This window comes from Shewanella sp. KX20019, assembly GCF_016757755.1.
Classification (GTDB): domain Bacteria; phylum Pseudomonadota; class Gammaproteobacteria; order Enterobacterales; family Shewanellaceae; genus Shewanella.
Map to the genome: position 1 here is coordinate 2,111,955 of NZ_CP068437.1, position 20,211 is coordinate 2,132,165.

At 43.4% G+C, this 20,211-nt stretch carries 16 protein-coding genes; 11 read left to right on the forward strand and 5 right to left on the reverse strand.

Going from position 1 to position 20,211, the window contains the following annotated elements:
- The first annotated feature begins 258 nt into the window (after positions 1-258).
- The 4 genes from JK628_RS09310 to JK628_RS09325 are packed head-to-tail and all read left to right on the forward strand — an operon-like array spanning position 259 to position 2,522.
- Positions 259-993, forward strand: a complete 735-nt coding sequence (locus JK628_RS09310; RefSeq protein WP_202289204.1) for a DUF1538 domain-containing protein — start codon at positions 259-261, stop codon at positions 991-993.
- Complete coding sequence (locus JK628_RS09315) at positions 993-1,778, forward strand: DUF1538 domain-containing protein (protein WP_202289205.1); 786 nt, start codon at positions 993-995, stop codon at positions 1,776-1,778. The genes JK628_RS09310 and JK628_RS09315 overlap by 1 nt, the downstream gene beginning before the upstream one ends.
- Positions 1,768-2,118, forward strand: a complete 351-nt coding sequence (locus JK628_RS09320) for a P-II family nitrogen regulator (RefSeq protein WP_202289206.1) — start codon at positions 1,768-1,770, stop codon at positions 2,116-2,118. The genes JK628_RS09315 and JK628_RS09320 overlap by 11 nt, the downstream gene beginning before the upstream one ends.
- Entirely contained in the window at positions 2,115-2,522 is a 408-nt protein-coding gene (locus JK628_RS09325) for a CBS domain-containing protein (protein WP_202289207.1), read from the forward strand. The genes JK628_RS09320 and JK628_RS09325 overlap by 4 nt, the downstream gene beginning before the upstream one ends.
- 55 nt (positions 2,523-2,577) lie before the next feature.
- Here JK628_RS09325 and JK628_RS09330 read toward each other — a convergent pair whose 3' ends face one another.
- Positions 2,578-3,555 carry a TDT family transporter gene (locus tag JK628_RS09330; protein ID WP_202289208.1) on the reverse strand — a complete coding sequence of 326 codons (978 nt, stop codon included), beginning with the start codon at positions 3,553-3,555 and terminating at the stop codon, positions 2,578-2,580.
- A 119-nt stretch (positions 3,556-3,674) separates the two neighbouring features.
- Entirely contained in the window at positions 3,675-4,748 is a 1,074-nt protein-coding gene (locus tag JK628_RS09335) for a methyltransferase (RefSeq protein WP_202289209.1), read from the reverse strand.
- A 165-nt stretch (positions 4,749-4,913) separates the two neighbouring features.
- Here JK628_RS09335 and JK628_RS09340 point away from each other — a divergent pair, with 165 nt between their 5' ends.
- Positions 4,914-5,591 (forward strand): TetR/AcrR family transcriptional regulator, encoded by a 678-nt coding sequence (locus tag JK628_RS09340; RefSeq protein ID WP_202289210.1) that lies wholly within the window; start codon positions 4,914-4,916, stop codon positions 5,589-5,591.
- Between the two features lie 30 nt (positions 5,592-5,621).
- Here JK628_RS09340 and cysK read toward each other — a convergent pair whose 3' ends face one another.
- Positions 5,622-6,590, reverse strand: coding sequence for a cysteine synthase A (cysK, locus tag JK628_RS09345; RefSeq protein WP_202289211.1), 969 nt, complete (start codon positions 6,588-6,590; stop codon positions 5,622-5,624).
- A gap of 220 nt (positions 6,591-6,810) precedes the next feature.
- On the opposite strand from cysK, the gene JK628_RS09350 reads away from it, so the two are divergent.
- A complete protein-coding gene (locus tag JK628_RS09350; protein ID WP_202289212.1) occupies positions 6,811-7,968 on the forward strand; it encodes an RDD family protein in 1,158 nt (385 codons plus the stop codon).
- A gap of 183 nt (positions 7,969-8,151) precedes the next feature.
- Positions 8,152-9,393: a GGDEF domain-containing response regulator gene (locus JK628_RS09355; RefSeq protein ID WP_202289213.1), complete on the forward strand. Its 1,242-nt coding sequence runs from the start codon at positions 8,152-8,154 to the stop codon at positions 9,391-9,393.
- A 52-nt stretch (positions 9,394-9,445) separates the two neighbouring features.
- On the opposite strand, the gene JK628_RS09360 is transcribed toward JK628_RS09355, so the two are convergent.
- Both JK628_RS09360 and cysZ read right to left on the reverse strand, forming a co-directional pair.
- Entirely contained in the window at positions 9,446-11,785 is a 2,340-nt protein-coding gene (locus JK628_RS09360; protein WP_202289214.1) for a carbohydrate binding family 9 domain-containing protein, read from the reverse strand.
- A 174-nt stretch (positions 11,786-11,959) separates the two neighbouring features.
- On the reverse strand, positions 11,960-12,733 hold the full coding sequence (gene cysZ, locus JK628_RS09365; protein ID WP_202289215.1) for a sulfate transporter CysZ: 774 nt from the start codon (positions 12,731-12,733) through the stop codon (positions 11,960-11,962).
- Between the two features lie 194 nt (positions 12,734-12,927).
- On the opposite strand from cysZ, the gene JK628_RS09370 reads away from it, so the two are divergent.
- The 4 genes from JK628_RS09370 (at position 12,928) to JK628_RS09385 (ending at position 20,000) form a co-directional block, all read left to right on the forward strand.
- Positions 12,928-16,341, forward strand: a complete 3,414-nt coding sequence (locus JK628_RS09370) for a chromosome segregation protein SMC (RefSeq protein ID WP_202289216.1) — start codon at positions 12,928-12,930, stop codon at positions 16,339-16,341.
- Between the two features lie 23 nt (positions 16,342-16,364).
- On the forward strand, positions 16,365-17,294 hold the full coding sequence (gene zipA / locus JK628_RS09375) for a cell division protein ZipA (protein WP_202289217.1): 930 nt from the start codon (positions 16,365-16,367) through the stop codon (positions 17,292-17,294).
- 73 nt (positions 17,295-17,367) lie between these two features.
- Entirely contained in the window at positions 17,368-19,374 is a 2,007-nt protein-coding gene (gene ligA, locus JK628_RS09380) for an NAD-dependent DNA ligase LigA (RefSeq protein ID WP_202289218.1), read from the forward strand.
- Positions 19,375-19,532: 158 nt separating this feature from the next.
- A complete protein-coding gene (locus tag JK628_RS09385; RefSeq protein WP_202289219.1) occupies positions 19,533-20,000 on the forward strand; it encodes a DUF2919 domain-containing protein in 468 nt (155 codons plus the stop codon).
- Positions 20,001-20,211 lie beyond the last annotated feature (211 nt).

Below are 20,211 nucleotides of genomic sequence, written 5' to 3' on the forward strand. Positions count from 1 at the left end.
CGGTATGCTAGCGCTTACCATATCGCGATTTATGAGGCTTGTCACATTCAAACAGCTTTATTATTACCGCGCAAAATGGCGATGAATGCAGACGTATCATACCGTTACATCCTCCTAGCGCATTTTTACTGTTTTGTAATCTGCATAGTACGGGTTAACACCATGACATGGCTCACATATATCAATATTTCTGTTAATAACTTGTTGTGATTAATGGTGGTTTTGGCAGACTGAAGTTGTAGCCCCAAAGGAGTGAGTATGGCTTCAATGATGCAGTTATTAAAGGCGATGCTAAATAGCTTTAAAGATCTTATCCCCATTATTTTGGTGGTCAGCTTTTTTGAGATATTTGTTCTACATCAAGCGCCAGATAATCTTTTTTCTATTCTAATCGGTCTTCTTTTCATTATAGTTGGACTCACTTTCTTTGTGTTTGGCCTTGAAATGGGACTGTTTCCGATAGGCGAGTCTCTCGCGCAAGCGCTAGCAAGGAAGGGCAGTGTATTTTGGCTGGTGCTGTTCTCATTTTCGTTAGGTTTTGGTACCACACTAGCCGAACCCGCGCTCACCGCTGTGGCTAATGAAGCTGCTGAAGTAGCAGCTACAGCGGGCGCCATAGAGCAAAACACGGCTTCAATGGATAAGTATGCGATGGGGCTCCGGCTCACCGTGGCACTGTCAGTTGGGCTGGCCATTTTACTCGGCGTGGTAAGGATCTTAAAAGGCTGGCCAATTCATTACATTATTATAGGTGGTTACATCTTAGTGATGGTGCTGACCTCTTTTGCACCGGAAAACATCATTGGCATCGCTTATGATTCTGGCGGCGTTACCACTTCGACTATCACTGTGCCTTTAGTCACCGCCTTGGGCGTGGGGCTCGCAAGTGTGATTAAGGGGCGTAACCCCATGCTAGATGGATTTGGCCTCATTGCCTTCGCCAGTTTGATGCCGATGATATTTGTACTTATCTATGGAATGGTGGTGTTGTAATGGAGATGTTGAGCAAAGTACTAGAGACCCTGTTGTTAACTGCACGTGACGTTATTCCAATTGCCGTCATCTTGTTTGGCTTTCAACTCGGAGTATTAAAAAGGCCAATCGCCAATTGGCGCAGAGTTGCCGTAGGCTTTGTTTATGTCATTCTAGGCTTAAGCTTCTTCTTAGTTGGGCTTGAGCTAGCGCTATTTCCCATTGGGGAGGCGATGGCAGAGCAGCTTACCTCTGCATCGTTCATTCATGCCGACGACCCGTCTGTCAGCGTTAACGTTTGGCAAGATTACTATTGGGTATATATTTTTGCTGCCGCGATAGGGTTTAGCACTACGATTGCTGAGCCTTCACTAATCGCCGTGGCGATTAAAGCTAATGAAGTCTCTGGTGGCAGTATTAGCATTCAAGGATTGCGGATCTCTGTCGCTATCGGAGTCGCTTTTGGCATCTCACTTGGCTGCTTTCGAATAGTGGTAGGTGATCCTATTCATTACTACATCATGGCAGGCTACATTATTGTGGTTATCCAAACCTTTTATGCGCCAAAAATGATCGTGCCGCTGGCCTATGACTCCGGCGGCGTGACCACATCAACAGTTACCGTACCGTTAGTTGCCGCACTTGGCTTAGGCTTGGCGACCAATGTTGATGGTCGTAACCCATTAATTGATGGGTTTGGACTTATTGCCTTCGCCAGTTTATTTCCGATGATCACCGTAATGGGTTATGCCCAGTTGGTTGAATATAAAAATAGAACTCAAAAGGAGCGAAATAATGCGCTTTAAACTCATCATTGTTTTCATCGATGACGCATGCACAGACTCGATTCTCGATGCTGCTCGCAGTAAAGGTGCTACGGGTGCCACTGTGATTAATCATGCTCGTGGTGAGGGGTTAAAAAAACAGAAGACTTTCATGGGATTGTCGCTCGATATCCAGCGCGATGTCGTTCTACTGCTGGTGGAAGAGCACCTTAGCCGCACCATTTTGGAAACGGTCAACAAGGTAGGTGGCTTCGATAGTGATTCAGGTAAAGGTATTGCTATCCAAATAGATGTAGAAGATGCCGTTGGTGTTGCGCACCAAGTACAACAGTTGAGCCATGATATTGAGGATCAGATATGAAGAAGCCAATTTTAGTCAGAAACCATGATGTGATGTGCCAAGATTACGCCATGGTCGATGGTCTGCAGACAGTTGCAGAAGCTATCGAGCAAGCGGTTTCACATAAAGTGAATGTGTTGTTCGTGAATAAACGCCACGATGATGACGAATACGGCATGGTGTTGATGAGTGATATAGCTAAAAAGGTATTAGCGCTAGATAAAGCCCCAGAGCGAGTTAATATCTACGAGATCATGGTTAAGCCAGTACTGGCTGTCGATGGAAAGATGGACGTTCGATATTGTGCTCGTTTATTTGACCGCTTCGGAATTACCAAGGCGCCAGTAGTAGAACTGGGAAAAATTGTTGGGCTGGTGAGTTATCACGATATTGTGCTTAAAGGGATGATCAACAAAGGCGTCTAATGACGTTCATGTCGTTGTGTGAAGGTAGGGATTCTCTCCCTACCACAAACCAACCTTATGTTACTTTTTTATTGTAATGGCTTAAATATCTCACTGCGACATAAATAACAATGATGGTTGCAATGATTAGCTCAAACTTTGCTGTCAATAATAAGTTAATTGAAAGGCTGTTTTCGCCGTAAGTACTCATGATCCAAGTGACCGTTTTGAATAAAGCTGTTGCGCCAATAACCATCGGAAAGGTGAATGCGGCATAACCTGGACTGAAGGGTAGTTTCAATAAATTAAAGAAGGCAAGGTAGATAATACTGGTCATTAGTAATGCTAAGGTCAGTAATACACCGACAATAATGATTGATGGCTGCTCTGATATCGTGAGGTAACCTGCTAACGAGAGACTTGCAGGTGCTGCCAGTATTGCAATAGTTGGCTTTGCTGCGTCAGGTATAGGTTCACAGAAAATAAGTCTGTACAGCATAATGGGTAACATGACGAGGTAACTTAGCATGCCAAAGTTAAGAATCGCGTTGGCAATCCAATGATTTTGCACCTGGAATAGTTCACTTTGTGGGAATGATACCGCCGCCACAATGATGCCAATCGGCGGTACAAACCAACTTGGAACCATATGGCTAAGTTTAAAATCGACCGCTCTATTGTAGATAAACACAGAGAGAAAGATAAGATGAATAACGATAGCACAAAGCCATAATGTTAATGCTAGGCTGTGGCTATATTGTCCGATAGCAGCTGAAATCACCATTAACCCCATTGCAAAAGTAGGGATCACACTACCAATCACAGGGTGAGATAATTCGGTGATAAGTACTTTAGGGTGCAAAACAAACTTAGCAACCAACATAAGTAAAAGAACAGATGCAATAGCGGCACCAATAAGTTGCGCGCTCCCCCCAATGCTCGGTGACATACTTTCCCAAGCCCAGCCCAGACTTGCAATGGCTAATGCAAGTCCTCCCATAGGGCTTGGTAAACGGGACACTCTGTGCCTTAGTGTGTTATTTGTTACAGTCATTATGTTTCTCCAACATCCAATCTCTATGGACGTATTTTAGAATGACCCGTTAGTAATTAATATTGAAGTCGTCTTAATGTTGACTTCAATAAAATTTAATCTTGATTTAAAAACAAATACTAAGGCTTTAGCTTACAGCGCAGCAAAGTGTGTCCTAGGCCAATGCCATCAATATCCTCGTCGATAAAAAGTCCGGCTTGGCTGATGAGCTTTAGCAAGGTCTTACTGTGATACATACGACTATTACCGTTGGCAATCGCAGTAAAATAGAGAGAGGTTGCATTGACACAAAAGGCGCCAGCTTCGAAGGGTTGGCGATCCCAGAAGGTCTCCAAAATACACAGCTCACTGTCTCTACGCATAACAGATGCTGCTCGTTGCAAAATACTGAGAATTTCAGTTTCGGAAAAGCAATCTAAAAACTGGCTCATCCAATACAGGTCGCCATGTTCACAAAATGGCTTGGCCTCATCGAGCAGATCCGTCGCGAAAGCTGTTACGCGCTTTGCAACACCGGCATTGTGAGCATTTTCCATCGCCACTTTTAGTTGCCCTGGCAAGTCCATTATGGTGATGGTTACTTGGCTATTGAAACCTGTACACGCTAATGCCCATTTACCAGTGTTACCACCCACATCAATGATATGCTTTGGTTTTGCTTTAAAAATCAGAGGTAATAGAGATTCAAATGCGTGATCTGAGTAGAAATGATCAAACTCAAACCAACTCTTCTTTATCTCGTCGGGTAATAGACTTAAACCGGGATAGATAGTCTGCCAGTCACCCAGCGATGCTAACCCTTTAGGTTTGCCTTCTAGAAGTGAAGCTTCCAATTCAAACAGGCCTTGATAGCACACATCATGGGTAAAGTTTAAGTTGGTTCTTGCCATATCGTCATGCAGTAGGAAATGACCTATTTTATCGAGTACATAGGCATCATCGTTGAGATATAACAGACCCATGCTTAGTCCCATATCAACTAACACGCCAACGGCATACTCAGACAATTCGGACTGCCTTGCTAAAGCGTTTACACTACAGCCTTTTGCACCACAATCAGAAATAAGCTGTAATAGGTTAAATTTTAGTAGGCAGCGTGCAACCTGAAAGCTGATTGGAGCGAAAGCAATTTTTTGCGCTTCAAACTTGGCGTCAAAAGCACTGATTGAAAGTGGGGAACGATAAAAAGGCATAAGTTAAACCTGACAAGGGTAGTACAGAATTAGTGGACAGGTATCTTACATGTTACAGTCTTAACATTGTTTGAACTGGATCTAGCTTCAGGCTGTTTAGGGCTAGTCCAATGGAGTTAATCGCTGGGTATAGACTCTTGTTTTTATTAGTTTAAAGGATCAATCATGCTCGTACCTTTGACCTACGTAGGTCGCCAAGCCAGTCGTAGTGATGGTCAGTCTCGGCGCGTCGAGATCTTAGAGGCGACGTTAAGGTTAATCGTAAAAGAGGGAGTTCGCGGCGTGCGTCATAGAGCTGTGGCGGCAGAAGCTGGAGTTCCTTTAGCTTCAACAACCTATTACTTCAAAGATATTAAAGATTTGATTAGTGATGCACTCACTTTTTTTGCTGAAAAAACCCTATGGATGAATAAGGCGTTAGAAGATCAAAGCTACCAGTTGCTAAATAGTATGGCTGAAGTGAGTCCAAGCTTACCTAAGGTGGAGTTACAGGCATTAATCGTTGCACGTTTAAGTGAGTTTATATGTGCACATATAAAAGAGCAGCTAACTCATCCTGACGATCGGATATTGGAGAATGCTTTTCATGAGGAAGCGTTACGTAATCAGCAACTTGCCTCGTCAATTATCCTACTTGATGAAACATTTCTACAAAGCATAAAAACATTTTTTAGTGCACTTGGCTCGAAAACTTCCTACGAAGATGCACATCAGATTCTGGCTATTATTCGATTACTAGAGTATCAATTTTCACTCAGAAAAAGAGTAGATGATAGTGTGCTAAAAAGTGTGGTAGAAACCACCGTTAACCATATTATCAGCGCAATAAAAAACCCAAGCTAATGCTTGGGTTTTGTTCAGTAAGCTTATCGTTTACTGCACGTTTTCAGCGTCACTAAATTCGCCTTGGAACAGCACTGAAGAAAGATAGCGCTCTGCTGCTGATGGCAGTACAACAACAATATTCTTACCTTCAAACTCTGGTAATGCAGCGATGCGATTCGCAGCAACAACAGCAGCACCAGATGAGATCCCAACCAAGATCCCCTCTTCTTGCATAAGACGGTGTGCCATTTTAATCGAATCTTCATTGGAAACGGCTTCAACACGGTCAATAAGTTCAAGATCTAAGTTGCCTGGAATGAATCCAGCACCGATACCTTGAATTTTATGGGGGCCAGGTTGTACCGTTTGCCCTGCAAGCGTTTGCGCGATGACAGGTGAATCAACTGGCTCAACAGCAACAGAGGTAATTGCCTTACCTTGGGTGTTCTTAATATAACGGCTCACACCAGTAATTGTCCCACCCGTACCAACACCTGCTACGATAACATCGACTTCTCCGTCGGTATCATTCCAAATTTCAGGTCCGGTCGTTTTCTCGTGAATTTCCGGGTTTGCAGGGTTATTAAACTGCTGCAATAGTACGTACTTTTCAGGTGCTGACTGGCGGATATCTTCGGCTTTATCGATAGCGCCCTTCATGCCTTTGGCACCTTCAGTCAACACTAGGTTAGCACCCAGTGCTTTAAGCAGTTTACGACGCTCTAAACTCATGGTATTAGGCATGGTTAACGTCAGCTTATAGCCTCTTGCTGCAGCAACATAAGCAAGCGCAATACCGGTGTTGCCCGATGTCGGTTCGATAAGTTCTTTGTCTTGAGTCAATATGCCTTTCTTCTCGGCATCCCAAATCATATTCGAACCTATGCGGCACTTGACACTAAAGCTTGGGTTACGTGCTTCAATTTTAGCAAGAACATTCCCATTGCTAACACGGTTTAAACGGACAAGTGGTGTGTTGCCAATTGTTTGTGAATTATCTTCAAAAATTTTGCTCATGGGCTGCTTGCTCCTTAAAATGCATTGCTAAAGCATAATCGTCTTTTGCGGCAATAGAAGTGATTGTTTGTTCTTCGTTATTCCTTTTAGTTATTAAAGCGATTACTGTTATATGTATTCAATAGTATTTCTATAGGATTCAATTGTTAATCTAAGGTTAACGTGGTGGTAGTATAAGCCTCTGAGCAAATTCTCCACCCTATGTGACTGGAAAGTATAGATGAAAAAATCACACACTGATGAAGCGATAGATCCCAAGTCATTAGTCACGCCCTACGCCTTTAAAATTGCCCCTAACGTACTTTACAAACCACTAGCAAGCCCTTTAAAGCGCGCATTAGCGATTATTGTTGATGGGTTACTTGTGGCTGCTTTGGCAGAAAATGCGGGTTGGATCTTTGTATTTATGGTTGCGATAACCGTGGTGATCCACAAAAGAAGCCGCACAGTGGGCAGGGCAATAAAATGGGCGCTTTACGCTTTGATGTTGGTGGGAATGGTATTTGCGTTGCTAAACTATCAAGAGGAGAGCCGCGATAGCGTACAGCAGAACGGACATGTCCAGACGATAGACCCTCAAGGAGATTCTGGTTCTGAAACGTTGCAAACATTGACAGAATTAAGTAATTACTTGCCAGAAATAATTTTTGCGAGTCAGTGCCAAGACTATGAATGCGCTCTACAAGGTGTAGCTGCGGTTAAAGATGGGTTAACACATTCCAACTTATCGGCGAATGAGCAGGGGCGGATATTACAAGAATTGATCGATGACCTGCCTTTATCGAAGCAAGAAATAGATAAATTGAACGCTGAGTTAATTAATATTCCCACCAAAGAGCTTCCTGCAGAGTTACCTATAGAGGGTAGTGACGAACCTACAGCAACAAAAATACGCATCGAGCCCAGTGTGAAGGATGAATTTAGCGACATTGATAAAATTGATTGGGACGATGTAGGCAGTGATAGTGATTCAGCATCGACTGGTGAGCCAACCTCAAGTCCGTTAGCGTGGTTAGTCGGCTTTTTAAATGATATGGGCTTAGGTTTTGGTTGGGCCGCTTTTTATTTTACCGTGTTTACCGCTTGGTTTGATGGTCAAACACTGGGTAAGAAACTGCTAGGGATAAGTGTCATTCAGCTCGATGGTTCTAAAATTACTCTATGGGCAGCCTTTGGTCGATATGGCGGTTATGCCGCAGGATTTACTACCGGTTTATTAGGATTCATCCAAATATTCTGCGATGCTAATAGGCAAGCTATCCAAGATAAAATTTCAGCTACTGTTGTCATTGATTTAAGAAAGACACCGCTAGAACATCCTGCACAGGCAACTAGCGTAAATGTATTGAATGCATCGACTAATACAAAAGTTGCATAAAGTTAACGTAATTTATACCGTTTCGGGCAACTAAGCGTTAAGCTGCTCACAGAATTGAAAAATGTGTCGTATGGCATAAGTGCAGTTTTCCCTTTCTACATGGAAACTTAATGATTGAAGAGGTTTTCGATAAAGACCGATTAAGTTTTGTGGAGAAGGAGTAGGGATTTAAGGAGAGTTAAGTTGCGGATCTTAGTCGTTGAAGATAGCCTAGTTGTATCTAGGGTAATGCGCCATTTATTAACCCAAGAATTAGATTGTGAAGTCGATGTCGCCCCCGATATGGCTAGCGCGAAAAAGCTATTGTTAGACAACGAGTACTTTGTTGCGGTGACGGATCTCAATCTGCCTGATGCTCAGGAGGGGGAGATAGTAAAGTTTGTGCTAGCGAAACAGATCCCTTGTATCGTATTAACCGGAAGCTGGGATCCCCAACAAAGGTCGCGACTCTTACAATTAGGCATCGTCGATTATGTGCTAAAAGAAAACCGTTTTAGTTATGAATATACAGCTAAATTGGTAAAGCGCTTACAGCGTAACCAAAGCGTTAAAGTGCTGGTGGCTGACGACTCAGTTGTTAGTCGTAAGTTTATTCGTAGTCTATTAGAGCAACACCTTTTTCAGGTTATTGAAGCTGATGATGGCGTGGCAGCGCTCGATACCCTCAATGATAATCCTGATATAAAGCTGCTTATTACCGATTACAATATGCCACGATTGGATGGATTCGGACTGATCATTAAGGTTAGAGAACAATTCAGTCGAGAAGATATGGCGATTATTGGTTTATCGAGTGACAGTGATGAAAGCTTATCGGCTCGGTTTATTAAAAATGGGGCTAATGATTTTTTACAAAAGCCCTTTGTTCATGAAGAGTTTCATTGTCGTGTGCTCAATACGCTAGATGCTCTCGATATGATGGCGAAACTTTGGGAGCAAGCAAACTTAGATTATCTTACTAACGTATTTAATCGACGTTACTTCTTTAGTCTGTACGAAGACAAACTGCCTGTTATCGCCCGAAATCAAGGAGTGCTGTCTTTAGGATTAATGGATATCGACTTTTTCAAAAAAGTGAATGATACCTATGGCCATGATGTTGGTGATGAAGTTCTCATCGAGTTTGCGGCGCGATTAACGCAATCTTTTTCACAGCATTTTACCGTGGCTAGATTTGGTGGTGAAGAGTTTGTTATCGGTTTCAAAGGGCTGAGTCTGGAGAAAGCATTTTCGTTATTAGACAGATTTAGAATGCAGATGGAAAGCAAGCCTGTAGTGACCAGCAAGGGCGATTTGACGATTACCGTCAGTACTGGCGTTGTTGGCTTTATAGCGGGAGAAAGTGTTGACGAGATGCTTCAACGCGCAGATCTTGCCCTATATGAAGCGAAAGGTGCTGGACGAAACTTGGTGTGTATAGGGTAAGTAAGGGCTTAAACGATATTGTTTAAGCCCTCTAATATAACAGTTAGTGATGCTAAAGGATCCAGGCGTAACTCATTTTCATAAAGTAGGTTTCTTCGGTTTTCATTAATGAATCAATCGAATCATCTGACTTTAAGCCATCAGAGTAGCCCAAATAAAATACGCTTTGTGGATTAAGCTTATAACCGTAAAGGATCTCGTTACCCAAGTTTTGCTGCTGCTTATTGGGCGAGCCATAACGGTAAAGGTTAGGGTCTCTTTCAATATGGGTGTAGACACTGGAGACGCGAATAAAATTATGGATATCGATATACCAGCTTAATCTAACATCACTTAAATTTGCGCTAAACAAGCGTCCGTCATCGACATCCATTGTTCGGTATACATGAGACACATCGAGTTTGACGGCATCGGTGACGTTCCATTGAATGCCAGGATTAAGCAGAAATTTAGTGCCTAACTGATCATTAGAGAAATCGATGCTATCACCATAGTTAATATCGACCTCTAGGAATAATGTGCGAGTGGGTTTCATGTTGGCGTAAAACCAGCCCATAGTTTCGTCAAATGTCTGGCTGTTATTTTTAACCGCTAGCCTCGCGCTATCATGTCGCCTACCAACGCGCTGACGATTGACTAACCCAAATGCGGTGTAACTTTGCCACACGCCTTCAAATTCAAGTTTCCCTTCGGCTTCCTGCTCCAGTTTTTCACCCGCCTGGTTGTGGCTTATATCCCAGTCACCACTGACTCTAATTTTGTTGAAGCTGCTGTCTTGAGGATACCAAGTGTAGCCACCGCCAACGACAAACTTACTAAAGTCTACTTTTTCAATAAAGCCTAAGTCGGCTCTAAAATCCTCCGCTACAGACTGATATTGCGCTACAGCGTTCCAATTACGGGTTTCGTGTTCATACTTTGCTAAATACATATCACCATGAATAGCATCGGTGCTATTGGTGCGTAAAACACGTTCGTTTATGCCACAGTCAGTTAAATCACAATCGGTTTCCGGCAAGCAATCACTGTTACTGCATAAGGTCTGTGAAAAACCAAGCGGATATTGGGTCTCAGAGACCACATATTGCCCTGTAAACGTGTCTTGCGCTGTGGGCTGGTACTTAACGTCAACACTGGTGACATAGTTATGATAGTCATCACTGCTTTTAGCTGTTACCAAGGCACCCATCGATAACTCTTTGCCAACGTCGTAGCGATAACGGCCTGCAAAGTTCTGACTTTTCTCATCAATGCTGGCGATATCCGAGCTTAGATTACCTGGCACTAAAAAATTCGTGGTGGTGTCGTTAGTCGCGAGTGTTGCAAAGGTATGCTCACCGACTTTACTGGTGAGCTTCAATCCATAGTCGGGAGAGACGATGTTTCGGGTGTGTAACAGGTTTAACTGAGTATCGAAATAGTCTTTATTATCGAGGAAAAATGCGCGCTTTTCTGGGTAAAATAGCGCGAAAGTACTGTTAATATCGAGCTGGCCAGCATCTGCTTCCACTTGAGAGAAATCAGGGTTAATGGTTGCACTTAATAAGGTACTTGGTGTAATACCCCAGCGAATATCCAAGCTTGGCTCTATGTTGTTTTCACTTTCCCAATCACTATTTAGTGCATGTGGCCGCTGGCTATTTCGATTAAAAACAACAGAGGGTGTGATCTGTAAATCGTTACCTTGTTCTAGATTCGACATCCCGCTCATCACGCCTAATTGACACAACTGACAACTGTTGTTTCTGTCAATTGGGTGGCTTGAGATCCGGTGTTGCTCGTTTCGAGGGTAGAATCTAACCAGTTCAACGCCCCATTTCTGCTCGGCGGTATTATCAAAGTTGAGCACTCTAAAAGGCAGCTGTATTTCGACTTGATAACCAGTGTCTGTGCGCTTAGAAGCTGCGTACCAAATGCCATCCCATGCATCGCTTTCACTGCCTGTTAGCTCATTCTCAATCGAGTCCATCTGTACGCCATAGGCGTTGACAAAGAACTGATATGCTAATCGAGCATCGTTAAATGTATCAAGCTTTATACCAACGAGATCATCACCCCAAACGCTGTCGCGATCACTCAGGTTTGCTCTGATCTGTGCTGGATTTGGGTCGTAAGCAGTAAACGCCAAGAATAGGCTAGTATCGGTCGAATAGATCTTAACCTCGGTTTTCACTGCTGCGGTTGTGTTTTCCCCTGGACTGGTTTCGATGCTAATTTGAGTCGAAGCGGCGTTTTCCCACTGCGGTTCGTTAAACTCTCCATCGACCTCAATGTCACCGGTAAGTGACGGAATTTGAATATTGAATTGACTTTCTTGGCCTGCATTAGCATTAAAGGTGTTAGTTGAGGCGGCGATAAGTAGTGTAGTAGCAAAGAGAGCGGCTTTATTCATTTGTTATTATTTACTGAAAGCGAATCGTTTAGGTGTGTGAATTGTAAATGAATTGTGTGTGAAAAAGGTATGCTATTTGTTACAAATGTTGTCGAGGGGACTAGGCTGGGGGAAACGAGACTGTTTAACCGTTAGGCCACGAATGCTCATGGCCTAACGTCGCTTCATAGCGAGTTATTCTGGTGCGATAGTATTGTTTCTATAGGCTTCACGATATTTATCGACCCACATAGAAGTAGCACCACAAATTGCCACTGGCATGACAACGAAATTGAGGATTGGGATCATTGAAAATAGCGTGACGGCAGCACCAAAGCTGAAGCTACTACCTTTGGTTTGATTTAGAGCAAATTTCATCTCAGAAAAAGGCACCTTATGATTGTCGAAAGGGTAGTCACAGTACTGAATGGCCATCATCCATGCACTAAAGAGAAACCATAAAACAGGCGCTAGCGTTTGGCCAACAAAAGGCAGCAAAAACAGCAGCAAGAAAACAATGGCCCTGGGGAGATAATACTTAAGTTTTATCCATTCTCGGCCAAGAATTCGTGGTAAATCTTTGATTAAATCGATTCCACCACCGGTATTAAGCGGTTTTCCCGTCAATAGCTGTTCTACCTTTTCCGCAAGCAAGCCGTTAAACGGCGCAGCAAGCCAGTTCATCACCGAGCTAAACACAAAGGACAGCACCACCAATAATGTTAGTACCGCCAGCGGCCATAAAAGGAAATTCAACCAACTTAGGTATTCAGGGAGTTGACCCGATAACCAGGTAAAAATTTGCTCTAACTGCCCTATGGCGAAATAGATCAAGCCTGCAAAGAGTATTAAGTTGATAGAAAGTGGAATAAATACAAAACGTCTCAGTCCAGGTCGTTTTATTAAACTAAAGCCTTCTAAGAAGTAATTAACGCCGCTTTTTTTTGTTACTTGATTGGTTTTATTCATAGAATTCTTTCATAGCTAAGATTACGCATTGGGTCGATTGTGTGTCAGTCGGCTGTTATCCGCAAGTGAAAAGCCGTTAATCATCAATAAAAAACGTTACAAAATGCTGTTAGCTTTGGTAAAGTTAGCATCGGAATAAATCCCTCAAATTTAGTCGCTAAATAACTTAGCGTGGAAGTGACCTTAACGGCATCATGAGACTTAAACAGATAAAACTTGCCGGATTCAAGTCATTCGTCGATCCAACTAAAATCCCCTTACCCAGCCCCTTGAGTGCCATTATTGGTCCAAATGGTTGTGGGAAATCAAATATTATTGATGCGGTGCGCTGGGTACTGGGTGAAAGCTCAGCTAAACATCTGCGTGGCGACTCGATGGCAGACGTTATTTTTAACGGCTCAACAGCCAGAAGGCCTGTATCTGTCGCAGGCGTAGAGCTATTGTTTGATAATCAAGACAATCGATTAGCAGGTCAATATGCCAGTTATCAAGAGATAGCGATAAAAAGGCAAGTGAGCCGAGATGGCGACTCTAGTTACTTTCTCAATAATCAAAAGTGTCGTCGTAAAGATATTACTGATCTCTTTATGGGGACAGGACTGGGCCCTCGAAGTTATGCCATTATTGAGCAGGGCACGATCTCTCGCCTAATTGAATCAAAACCGCAGGAGCTGAGGGTATTCATCGAAGAAGCTGCGGGAATATCTCGATATAAAGAGCGTCGACGTGAAACTGAAAACCGTATTAGGCACACGCGTGAAAACTTATCACGCCTTGGTGATATTCGTGCAGAACTCGCTAAGCAGTTAGAGAGGCTAGCTGAACAAGCTGAAACAGCCAAGCAATACCGAGAGTTAAAGCAATCAGAACGTCAATGTGAGTCGGAGTTGGTGGTATCACGTTACCATGAACTTAATCAGCAAACGGATGTTCTCAACCTTCAGATCGGCAAGTTAGAAGTGCAGCAAGCCAGCTTATTAGCAGAGAAACAGACGCTTGAATTGAGTTTGACGGAATTAAATTTAAAATTAAATGAATTAGATAACCGCGAGCATGAACAAGTTGAAGCCTTTTACTTGTCCAAGACACATATTGCTAAACTTGAGCAATCACTGAAACATCGTCAGCAGCAAAATGATAGCTTAAATCAACGACTGCAAGAGATCACCGACCAAATAGAGCTTCACCAAGCGGGCCTTAATAGCGATAGTCTTACGCAGATTAATCTGCAACAGCAGCAGCAAAAATCTCTTCCTGAAATGGATAACTTACAGCGTCAGGTGGCTAACGGATCCGCACAACTTGCCACAGCGAGCCAACAGCACAATGACGTTTCTGAGTCGTTTCAGTTGCATAGCGAAGCAGAAGCTAAATCGCATTTAGCCGTCGAGATGAATCGAAGTAAACTCAATCACTGTTCAAATGAGCTTACTCAAAAGCAAAAGCTCGTTGCAAGGCTAACGGAAAAAGCGCAACAACTGAGCGAACAGCTTGCTGGACTAAAGGCGAGCCCGTTAACGGCTCAGTGCGATACGCTGATGCTCGATAGCGAGGGCGAACAAGAGGTTTATGATGAGCTAAGTTTCAATATAGAAACTCGTCAAAGCGCAAGCGACGCTCTTAAAATTGAACTTGAATCGATAAAAGTTAAATTGGCTGATGAAAAGGGACGTTTATCGGTTATTTCGCAGCTATTGCCTAAGGAAAATGACAACGAGTGCACTCAGCTATGGCAAGTCATTGAGGTGACGCCAGGCTGGGAAGTTGCAGTCGATTTGTTACTCTCCAATGTACTTAATTCTCCAGTATTACTTGACGATGCAGTTCAGATTAGTAATGGTTTTAAGCCTAACCCAATGGCTAACCATGTCATCAGTACGCCGGTGAATTTGCAGCCTTGGTTAAGCCAAGTTAGCTGGCTAGAAACGAAGGACGAAGCGTTACAACAACGTGTGAAACTTGCTAGCAATGAAATGTTCGCTACCGCCGATGGCTATCTGGTAGGGGGAGATTTTGTTGTTAAAAAAACATCAGGTTCTAGCTCGTTGGTGCAACTTAAAAATGAATACACTGCGCTTACCAATGCCGTCACTGACACAGAAAAAAAATTAAGCTTGTTAACAGATGCATTGTCTAAGCAAGCGCAAGAGCTACAGCCCTTGGTGGCTTCTCAGCAGCAAAAGTATCTACATATCCAAGCACAAAAAGTCACTTTAGCCGGTTTGCAGTCGCAAGTTAAAGCGTTGTTACAGGCAATTAATGATACCAATGAACGGCATAAGCAGTTACTGCAAGAACTCTCTGATACGCGGCTAGAGCTGGAGCAGTTATCAGCCGAAAAGGGGAAGTTACAAAACGACGCACAAGTGTTGCAGCGTACTTTTGAGCAAGCCTTACGAAGCAAGCAAACAGCCGAATCAGACAAACTTGCGGCTGCGACTTTGTTGAAAGAGCTGAATGGGTCTCTCAACAGCTCAGAAATTGCGCTTAAAGCCCGACTTAATAGTGAACAAGCCATACAAACCCAAGTCGCTTTAATCGAGCAAAAGGTTAATCATCAAAAGCACCGACTTGCAGAGCTTGAACACAATGAAAAGCAAGTTCTTGAGCAATTGAGCTTTAAAGAGAGCGGTAGTGTCAATAACAAGGCTCTGCCAATAAAAAGCCAGTTAGCGCAAGCATTGGAAGTTCAACAAGTTCAACAGCAAGCATTGAGTGATATCAGACAGCAGCAGGCAGGACTTCAAGAACTGTGCGATAGTGCAGGAACGAATAAAAAACAACAGCTTGCGAAGATAGAAGACTTGACTCAAAACATGAGCACGTTAAAGTTACGTCGTGAGGGGTTAAAAGGGCAGATCGATAGCCAATTTAGCTTGATAAGTGATCAAGGCATCGATGTTGAGCAGGTATTGTTAAAACTCGATGTTGATCGTAGTACCTTATGGCGTCAAAAAGAGTTGGAACGTTTACGCGCTAGAATAGTGCATTTAGGGGCTATAAACCTCGCGGCTATTGAAGAGTTTGAACAGCAAAATGAACGTAAAAGCTATTTAGATAGTCAAGATGAAGACCTGAATTCTGCATTGAGTAGTTTGGAAGAAGCTATTCGAAAAATTGATACCGAAACCAAAAGTCGATTTAAAGATACTTTCGATAAGGTTAATAAAGATTTAGGGATTTTGTTTCCGAAAGTATTTGGTGGGGGGAGCGCATATTTAGCGTTAACAGATGACGACCTTTTGGAAACTGGGGTCACGATTATGGCGCGACCACCGGGTAAAAAGAATAGTACAATCCACCTTCTTTCGGGTGGAGAAAAAGCGTTAACCGCATTATCATTAGTTTTTGCTATCTTTAGACTAAATCCAGCCCCTTTTTGCATGTTGGACGAAGTTGATGCACCTTTGGATGATGCCAATGTAGAACGATTTTGTCGTTTAGTAAAAGAGATGTCCCAAAGCGTACAATTTATATATATTAGTCATAACAAGATCACCATGGAATTGGCCGATCAACTTATCGGTGTGACTATGCATGAGCCCGGCGTTTCACGCATTGTGGCGGTAGATATCGATGAAGCGGTGGCGTTAGCTGACGCTGGATAAACATAGGAATTACAGGGTAACCAATGGAAAATTTGCAAGTGGTGTTGCTTCTTTTAGGTGCGGTAGCGATTATTGCCGTACTCGTGCATGGTTTTTGGTCCATACGAAAGCAGCAGCCTAAAGGGTTCAAACAAAGCCCAATGACAGATATCAATCGAGAACGTAGAGATGCTCAAGGTTTCGATAATGATGGTATCGGTGAAGTGAGAGTCGTGCAGGCTCGCGTTGATGGTTCTGCTGATATAGAGCAGGGTATTGCTCCATTAGTGACTGACGTTGATGTAACAGAAACCGTCGAAACGGTATTTGAATCGAATGCTGATGAAACCTTTAGTTTAAGTGAAGCGCCCACTCAAAAAGCCGCTCGTACCGCAAAAAATACTCGCGTTGAGCCTTCATTGTCAGTAGACGACACTGATGTGGTTGTCGAAGCGTCGCCGATTCAGCCGTCATTATTTGCTGCTGAAGAAGCCGTTTTAAGCGATGAGGCTGCCCAAGAAAGCTATGTTGCTGAAGAAGTAGAGCAGGAGCAACCTTTAGGTGAGCCTCAAGATGTGTTGGTATTGCATGTGGTGGCTAAAGAGGGTGAAGAGCTTAATGGCGCAGAATTGTTACCTTGCTTACTGACATTGAACTTTAAATTTGGTGAGATGAATATATTCCATCGTCATGAAGACAATGCAGGCAAAGAGAAGGTACTGTTTTCAATGGCGAACATGGTTAAGCCTGGTGTATTTGATCCTGACAGCATGGAGCAGTTCTCCACACAAGGTGTAGTGTTGTTTATGACGCTACCTTGCTATGGTGAAGCTATGAGAAACTTTTCGATTATGCTTAATTCTGCGCATCAAATTGCTGATGATCTTAACGGTGTAGTACTTGATGGTGGTCGCGATGAGTGGCTCGATAGTACTAAACAAAATTATATTCAACGAATTAAAGCGCAGGGTTAACTCAGAACAACTTATTTGTTAAACCGGTTTTTAAAAGGTCGCTTAGGCGGCCTTTATTATGTGGACAAAATGTATGAAAGCGAATGAACTAGAAATTGCAGAACTCACTGCGCAACTTAATCAGCACAATTACCATTACTATGTTGATGATAATCCCACGATCCCAGATGCTGAGTACGATAGGCTGCTTAAGCGTCTAAAAGAGTTGGAGATAGCACATCCTGAATTGGCGAGTAGCGACTCTCCGACCCAGCGTGTGGGTGGTGAGGCTTTGGCGAAGTTTGCGCAAATTACTCATCTAAAGCCGATGTTGAGTTTAGACAATGTGTTTGATGAAGCTGAATTTAGCGCATTTCATTCCAGAATCACCGATAAAGTGGGTACAGAACTCAGCTATTGCTGTGAGCCAAAGCTTGATGGCTTAGCGGTCAGTATTGTTTATAGAGACGGCATATTTGAACGTGCAGCAACTCGGGGCGATGGTCAAACCGGCGAAAACATTACTGAGAACGTACGGACTATTAAGTCTATACCGCTAAAGCTACGTGGCGATAAATTCCCACCGTTAGTTGAGGTGCGTGGTGAAGTGATAATGCCGCACAAGGCATTTGATGAACTTAATAAGCGCGCATTAGCCAAAGGCGACAAACTGTTTGTTAACCCCCGAAATGCCGCCGCTGGCAGCCTACGTCAGTTAGACAGTAAAATTACCGCCAGTCGGTCATTAGGTTTTTATGCTTACGCATTAGGGGTCGTGGAGCCAGAAACTTGGGCGCTTGCCGATAGCCATTATGGCCAGCTAGAACAGCTTCGCTCATGGGGCGTGCCCGTTAGCCAAGAGGTCAAAGTCTGTGAGTCGGTTGCTGAAGTGATGGAGTATTACCATGATATTCAACAGCGCCGCAGTAGCTTAGCATTTGAAATTGACGGTGTGGTCATCAAGGTTAATCAGATTGCACATCAACTCAGTCTGGGCTTTGTTGCTAAAGCGCCACGCTGGGCAACCGCGTTTAAGTTTCCAGCGCAAGAGGAGATGACGCTACTTGAAGGGGTCGATTTTCAAGTGGGTCGCACCGGTGCTGTAACGCCAGTAGCCCGACTTAAACCGGTATTTGTTGGCGGCGTGACCGTATCAAATGCCACATTGCATAATGCCGATGAAATAGCGCGGCTTGGGGTTAAAATGGGCGATACGATAATTATTCGCCGCGCGGGTGATGTTATCCCACAAATTGTTGCCGTGGTTGCTGATAAACGCCCTGAAAACGCAGAAGAAATAGAATTTCCAACACAATGCCCTGTATGTCAAAGCCTAGTGGAACGCATTGAAGGTGAGGCCGTAGCCCGTTGCACCGGTGGACTATTTTGTGAAGCACAACGGAAAGAAGCCATTAAACATTTTGCCTCTAGAAAGGCGCTCGATATCGACGGTATGGGCGATAAAGTTGTTGAGCAACTCATCGATAAAGAGTTGGTCGAAAGCCCAGCCGATCTATTTAGGCTCACAGCCTCTGCGATGACCATGCTTGAGCGTATGGGGATGAAGTCAGCCACTAAATTAGTGGCAGCCATCGATGTGGCAAAACAGACAACCTTCTCCCGCTTCCTATATGCATTAGGGATAAGAGAGGTGGGTGAAGCGACAGCGGCTAACCTTGCTGCCTATTTTAAGACATTAGCCGCTCTTAAGGCATCAAATGCAGAAGAGTTTATTAAAGTCGATGATGTTGGCGCTATCGTCGCGGCACATCTTGAGCACTTTTTTGCACAACCTCATAACTTAGAGGTTATTGATAAGCTCATCGATGCTGGCATTTATTGGCCTGAGATCGAAGAGGTAGCTGAAGCGGACTTATCGCTAAAAGGGCAAACATGGGTATTAACCGGGACATTAACCCAGCTCAACCGCAACGATGCTAAAGCACAGCTACAAGCACTCGGTGCCAAGGTGGCGGGCAGTGTATCGAAGAATACTGATTGTTTGGTTGCCGGCGCAGCGGCAGGTTCTAAGCTAACCAAAGCACAAGAGCTAGGCGTAAAAGTGATCGATGAAGAAGCATTGATTGCAATCTTGTCTTAACAACAGTCACGGTAAACAAAAGCTCCTTTTTAAGGAGCTTTTTGTTTTCTGCTCATTGAAATTTTTAACTCTGACACCATATCTACTTTATGGGTAGTGACCCTTCACAAGGTGATTGTATGAGGTGCTACGACCGATTTTAACTCAAAGGAGATGATTTGAATTTTAGCAATATTACCTGGCTTGACGATAAAGGCCATATCAAACCTCCGCTGATGCTATACCTGATATTGGTGTTTTTGGCGCGTGGTTGGTGCATATTAGTGGCGTCTTTAACCCAAGCAAGTGATAGGGCTGGTCTGGTCGCGTTGGTTTACCCGCAAAAGTCCGACTTTTTAATGGCATTAATGGCAGGGGCTGGAGCCTTAGTCGTCTACGCGGCCATTATTGCTGAAAGGAAACGTCAACCTCAGTGGGTACGGCCACTATTTCCTTATATGAAATGGTTGTTACTGGCACTATTGTGTATCGATGCAAGTTTACTGATCCAGCGGATACTGCATGCACACTATGTTTATAGCTGGAGCGTCGGATTAGACTCGCTATTTCTGTTTTGGAGCACGCTTTATATTTTCAACTCGAAGAGGTTGAGGCATTATTTTTCTGATTGGAAAGCACAAGTTTAGATATTTCACCTGCTAATATTCACTTCATTACCTCTTTCTTGACACTATGACTAACCGTTAAATTGAATCGGTTAGTTCAACTGAATTAACTTAGCCATGACCTCTGCTTTTTTAGTTAGATAAGAATGTTGGTCTTTGCATTAGTGTCAAGCTAATGAAATAAAAGATAAAAAAAAGACGCTGTATAATTACAGCGTCAAAAGAATCTGCA